We start from the raw sequence: 5201 nt of genomic DNA, 5'->3' as shown, positions 1-5201 counted from the left end.
AGCTTGGACGTTGCTTCTTGCTTAAGCTCTAAACTCCCACCGACATAGCCGGCGGTTTTTGAAGCCCCAGCGACTTACCGCTGGGGCTTCTTTGCTAAAGCATAATAAAAATCGGAGGGGTTTCAACCCCTCCGATTTATTATACATTGATTAAACTAATAAATATCTATTCCTCCAAAGATCGCCACATAACGGATATGCACTGTCGGCCAATTGGGATTATAAGGAGCAGATGCTCGGTTGTCAAAACCGCCAAAAAGGGGAACGCCGTTGGCTACAATATTGACCCTAGGCGGCGCTACCAAATCGATGCCGCCAAAAACAGCGGTCAGACGTATTTCGATGTTTTTGTTGACCTTGGCCTGACTCAGATCCGTATCAATGCCGCCAAAAATTGCCACTCCAGAAAGCCCCATGAGATCATCAGTCAAACAGATGGTGTCCTGGCCAGAAAAGGCCGCCGTATAACTGGGATATTTGCTGAAGTCTTGCGCAGCATTGGGGTGCTTAGCTCGGAAATTTTGGGCCTGTGCTTGCCGATAGCGGTAGTAGTTTTCATCTTCCTGCGATGTCTGCTGTGAATCGTTTTTCCCAGCAGCTTGTTGTGCTACATTTTCTCTCTCTTGATTGGGAGGATACTGGTATTGGCCGTAGGAATACTGGCCATAGTAGGTTTGTTCATTGTTTTTCCGGGTAACAGCATGATAAATGATGGCGCCGCCGGCATAAATTAAGCCACAAGAAACAAGGATGGGCCATATGTACCGTCCATGAATCAAACCCAATTCTGCCAAAAGAAACACAATTCCTAAGACCAACAGCAATGCGCCGGTATTTCTCTGGCCCTTACAGAAGAGCATTGCCGTTCCTGGCAGGATCAACAGCAAGGTCCACCAACCGTCGAAGATGCTGAATTGCCACAAGTCAAATGCGTTGCCCAGCCATCCAATGCCAAAGACAATCAGCAGAGCGCCTATGGTGATTGCTCCTAAATTTCTTCTCATCTGTTTTTCTCCATTCTCCAAAAGGCCTAGTACTGCAAATCGCATGACAAACCAGGCTATTTGGTCATTTCTAAAAATAAGTATAGGGGAAATATTCCTCGAAAACAAGAGCACAGCCCTTAAAAGTTTATGAAGTTTTACTTACAAATTTACCTCGTTTTTTCCAGCTAACAGTCAATCGAAAATACGGCTGCGGCTTTGCTTCGCAAATCCTTCTCCATGCGCCGGGGTTCCGCTCCGCTTCCCCCGATGCGCTAAAAAAACAGCCGAAAATACGGCTGCGGCTTTGCTCCGCAAATCCTTCTCCATGCGCCGGGGTTTCGCTTCGCTTCCCCCGATGCGCTAAAAAAACAGCCGAAAATACGGCTGTTTTTTTAGGCAAACAAACATCTGTAACTATGCTATAATGGGAATAAAGATCAATTGACTCTATCCGCACAACCCAAATGACGATGAAAGGCAGGATGAGATATGCATACCAATAGGAAAATTAAATGGGGTATTTTAGGGACAGGCTGGATTGCCGATAAATTCTGCACCGCCCTCACCGCCTGTGAGGATGCTGAAATTTATGCTGTCGGCTCCCGCACTCAGGAAACTGCCGACCAATTTGCCAAACGGTTTTCTATTCCTAAGGCATACCCTACTTATGAAGCTCTTGCCAGTGACCCGGATGTAGATGTCATCTACATCGCCACACCCCATCGGCTCCATTACGAAAATGCCCTGCTTTGTTTACAACATGGCAAGGCGGTTCTCAATGAAAAGGCTTTTACAGTCAACGCCAAACAGGCCAGGGAAATCAAGGCGCTGGCCGAGGAGAAAAATCTCTTTGTCATGGAGGCTTTCTGGCCCCGCTTTCAACCGGTCAACCGTGAGGTATACCGGCTGGTCAATGAAGATCATCTCATCGGTGACATTAAAATGATGAAGGTAGATTTTGTCAAAGTTGAGGATTGGCCTGATGAACACCGCATCTACAACATCAACCTGGCTGGCGGTACCATGCTGGATCTGGGGATCTACGTTCTCTCTTATACCGCCCGCTTTTTGGGTGCTGACCCCAGCGAAGTTCATTCAGTGGCCAGCATGGGCCATACCAATGTGGATGACCAGACCGCGATCCTCCTCAAATACCCTAACAATGCGATTGCGATTCTTGCCGCAGCTCTGCGCACCAAAGGCAGTGATGACGCTTATATTTACGGTTCCAAAGGGTATGTTCACATTCCCCACTTCTGGGGCGCAGAGGAGGCGACCATCTATCCTGAAGGAGCCGATCCCATTCATCTCCAGATGCCCTTTATCAAAAATGGCTATGAATACGAGGCGATGGAGGTTATGGAGTGCTTGCGGGCCGGTAAAACCCAGAGCGACATTATGCCGCTGGACGAAACGGTCAAACTAATGGAAATCATGGATTCCTGCCGTTATTCCTGGAATTTCAAATATCCCTTTGAGGAGTAAAGGAGTGTTCCTATGAAAGAAACCATAAAATGGGGCATTCTGGGTACCGGAACCATTGCAAAAAAATTCTGTACTGGATTGACCTCAATTGCCGATGCTGAAATTTATGCTGTTGGATCCCGCTCTCAGGAAAGTGCCGACCGATTTGCACAACAGTTTTCCATTCCCAAGGCTTACGCCAGCTATGAAGCCCTGGCCAACGATCCGGATGTAGACGTCATCTACATTGCTACACCCCACACCCTGCATATGGAAAACGCCCTTTTGTGCCTATCCCACAACAAACCGGTTCTCTGCGAAAAGCCCTTTGCAGTCAATGCATCCCAGGCGGCCAAGGTTTTTGACCTGGCCCGGCAGAAAAATCTCTTTGTCATGGAGGCCTTTTGGACACGTTTTCAGCCGCTGGCATCTGAAATCATCCGGCGGATCAATCAGGGGGAATTCGGAGAGATCCGCACCGCCCGCATTGCCTTCGGCTTTCAGGAGGAGTTAGGACCGGAAGGGCGGCTTCTCAATCCGAAACTTGCAGGCGGAGCGCTATTGGATGTGGGCATCTACACCCTTTCCTATGCGGATATGATCTTTGGTACCGTCCCCTCCTCCCTGCATAGCTGTGCCCAGATTGGTTCTACCGGTGTGGACGAGCAAAACGCTATTTTGGCCCACTACCCATCAGGCGGTATTGCCAGCCTGCAAAGCGCCGTCACCGTAGAGATTCCCAACGATGCCCAGATGATCGGCACCAAGGCCCAGATTGATATCCCTGAATTTTGGCATGCAGAAACCGCCTATATTACGCCTTATGAGGGAGAACCCTATGAAATCCACCTTCCCTTTATGAAAAACGGTTACGAATACGAGGCGATGGAAGTTATGCAGTGCCTGAGGGAAGGTAGGATTCAAAGTGACATCCTGCCCTGGAGCCATACCCTACAGATGATGGAACTTCTCGATACCTGCCGGAAAGAGTGGGGATTGCGCTATCCCATGGAAGATAAGGATTAAGAAAGGAAAATGATATGGAAGAAAACAAGCAAAACCTAGATGGGCAGGAAAAAGAGCAAGCTCCAGAAATCCAAGCGGACGAACAGCTGGAGCAAGAGGAAGCAGCTCAGAACCCCTCCCAGCCCACAGAGGAGGAGATGAAAGCTGTCACCCCCATCGGCGGTCTATTCCCAAAATGGGATAGAAAAAACCAATCCACCTTAAAGATTCTCCTCTACTGCCTTCTCTGCATTGTCATCCTCATGCTCATCGGCTATTTCTTCAAGTAAATGCAAAATCAAGGGCTTTCCAGAGAAATTGGAGAGTCCTTTGGTTTATGCAGGGGATGTCTTAATTTTCTGATAAAAACGTATGTGCTGAAAGGAGCGGATCATCGATGCCTTTACGGGAAATTTCACTTTCTGACATTGAAAACATAAAGGTCGGTCATGCCCAAGACCTTGCGGGGATCACCGGGTGTACCGTTATCCTCTGCGAAAAGGGCGCTCCCACCGGTCTTGATGTGCGGGGAGGAGGCCCTGCGTCCCGGGAAACGGAGCTTCTTTCTCCTGTAGCCAGTTGCCAGGGAATCCATGGAATACTTCTCAGCGGCGGCAGTGCTTTTGGATTGGATGCCGCTGCCGGGGTGATGCAATACCTAGAGGAAAAGGGCATCGGCTTTCCGGTGGGACCTACCGTAGTCCCGTTGGTCTGTGCCTCCTGCCTATTTGATCTCAATATCGGTGATCCTGGCGTTCGGCCTGGCCCTTCTATGGGTTATAATGCTTGTCTCGATGCCGCCACCCGCTTCCAAGACGCCATGGGCAATATAGGGGCCGGAACCGGTGCTACGGTAGGCAAGTACCTAGGTACTGATTATGCCATGAAGTCCGGTCTTGGCAGCTATGCTGTCCAGATTGGAGAGCTAAAGGTAGGCGCGATTGTAGCCGTCAATGCCCTAGGGGATATTTTCGATTGCGACAACGGTCAGCAGTTGGCCGGACTTCTTAATGAAAAAAAGGACGCCTTTCGGAATACTGAATTCCAATTTTATGACGCCTACGCCGGTATCCGCAACGTATTTACTGGGAACACCACCATTGGCGCAATCATCACCAATGGAAAGTTTGATAAAGTGCAGATGAAAAAGGTGGCCGCCATGGCTCACAATGGCTTCGCCCGGGCCATCCGTCCTGTCCACACGACCGCCGACGGTGACAGTATCTATGCTATGTCGGTAGGGAATATTCAGGCAGACTTGGATGTGGTGGGGACTCTGGCCGCTACCGTCATGGCTAGGGCAATTAAGAACGCCGTCCTCCACGCTGCGTCCCTTGGCGGGTACCCGTCAGCACGGGAATTGTGTATAAAATAAAATTACGGTCACGAAAAGGCGGCTTTCATTGATGGCCGTTATGTCGCATCTTCTTCCACAGGCCGTAAGGTGAGGAAATCTGCCGGTCAATGCTTGCCCTATGGAACAAAAGATCCTATTAATAAGAGCAGGGGTGAAAGTTTCACCCCTGCTCTTATGCGTTTTATGGATTCCAGCCGTAGACTGTACGGGCCCGTTCCAAAGATATATATCCGTTTTCAATATCTCTTTCCACCGCTTCGCGGCTTCTCTCTTTAGGATCTCCGTAACCGCCGCCGCCACCTGTGTAAAGGCGTACGATACTTCCCTTTTTCAGTCGCATATCCGCGCCTTTGAGAAACCTCTTTTCCTCCGGTGTATCCGGATTCACG

5 protein-coding genes and 1 pseudogene are annotated in these 5201 nt (G+C 49.5%); 4 read left to right on the top strand and 2 right to left on the bottom strand.

Features of this window, described 5'->3' with window-relative positions; translation table 11 throughout:
• Positions 1-155: 155 nt before the first annotated feature.
• Positions 156-1004: a LiaF transmembrane domain-containing protein gene (locus ACZ25G_RS07765; RefSeq protein ID WP_191482380.1), complete on the bottom strand. Its 849-nt coding sequence runs from the start codon at positions 1002-1004 to the stop codon at positions 156-158.
• Positions 1005-1475: 471 nt separating this feature from the next.
• On the opposite strand from ACZ25G_RS07765, the gene ACZ25G_RS07760 reads away from it, so the two are divergent.
• The 4 genes from ACZ25G_RS07760 to ACZ25G_RS07745 all read left to right on the top strand — a co-directional run bounded on the left by ACZ25G_RS07760 (position 1476) and on the right by ACZ25G_RS07745 (position 4830).
• Entirely contained in the window at positions 1476-2471 is a 996-nt protein-coding gene (locus ACZ25G_RS07760) for a Gfo/Idh/MocA family protein (protein ID WP_463682074.1), read from the top strand.
• 12 nt (positions 2472-2483) lie between these two features.
• Positions 2484-3476: a Gfo/Idh/MocA family protein gene (locus tag ACZ25G_RS07755; protein ID WP_463682073.1), complete on the top strand. Its 993-nt coding sequence runs from the start codon at positions 2484-2486 to the stop codon at positions 3474-3476.
• A gap of 14 nt (positions 3477-3490) precedes the next feature.
• The gene (locus ACZ25G_RS07750) at positions 3491-3745 is read left to right on the top strand and encodes a hypothetical protein (RefSeq protein ID WP_463682072.1); all 255 of its coding nucleotides are present in this window, start codon (positions 3491-3493) and stop codon (positions 3743-3745) included.
• A 107-nt stretch (positions 3746-3852) separates the two neighbouring features.
• Complete coding sequence (locus ACZ25G_RS07745; protein WP_463682071.1) at positions 3853-4830, top strand: P1 family peptidase; 978 nt, start codon at positions 3853-3855, stop codon at positions 4828-4830.
• A gap of 163 nt (positions 4831-4993) precedes the next feature.
• Here ACZ25G_RS07745 and ACZ25G_RS07740 read toward each other — a convergent pair.
• Positions 4994-5201 (bottom strand): annotated as a pseudogene (locus ACZ25G_RS07740) (hydantoinase B/oxoprolinase family protein); the annotation flags it as partial.

It is taken from the genome of Zongyangia sp., from assembly GCF_965361945.1.
Note: the sequence above shows the minus strand (reverse complement) of the source record. Positions and strands in the feature narration are given on the sequence as shown.

Excerpts from the sequence above, each read along its gene's own strand:
- ACZ25G_RS07760 (WP_463682074.1), top strand. The coding sequence starts at position 1,476 with ATGCATACCAATAGGAAAATTAAATGGGGTATTTTAGGGACAGGCTGG.
- ACZ25G_RS07750 (WP_463682072.1), top strand. The coding sequence starts at position 3,491 with ATGGAAGAAAACAAGCAAAACCTAGATGGGCAGGAAAAAGAGCAAGCT.
- ACZ25G_RS07745 (WP_463682071.1), top strand. The coding sequence starts at position 3,853 with ATGCCTTTACGGGAAATTTCACTTTCTGACATTGAAAACATAAAGGTC.
- ACZ25G_RS07765 (WP_191482380.1), bottom strand. The coding sequence starts at position 1,004 with ATGAGAAGAAATTTAGGAGCAATCACCATAGGCGCTCTGCTGATTGTC.
- ACZ25G_RS07755 (WP_463682073.1), top strand. The coding sequence starts at position 2,484 with ATGAAAGAAACCATAAAATGGGGCATTCTGGGTACCGGAACCATTGCA.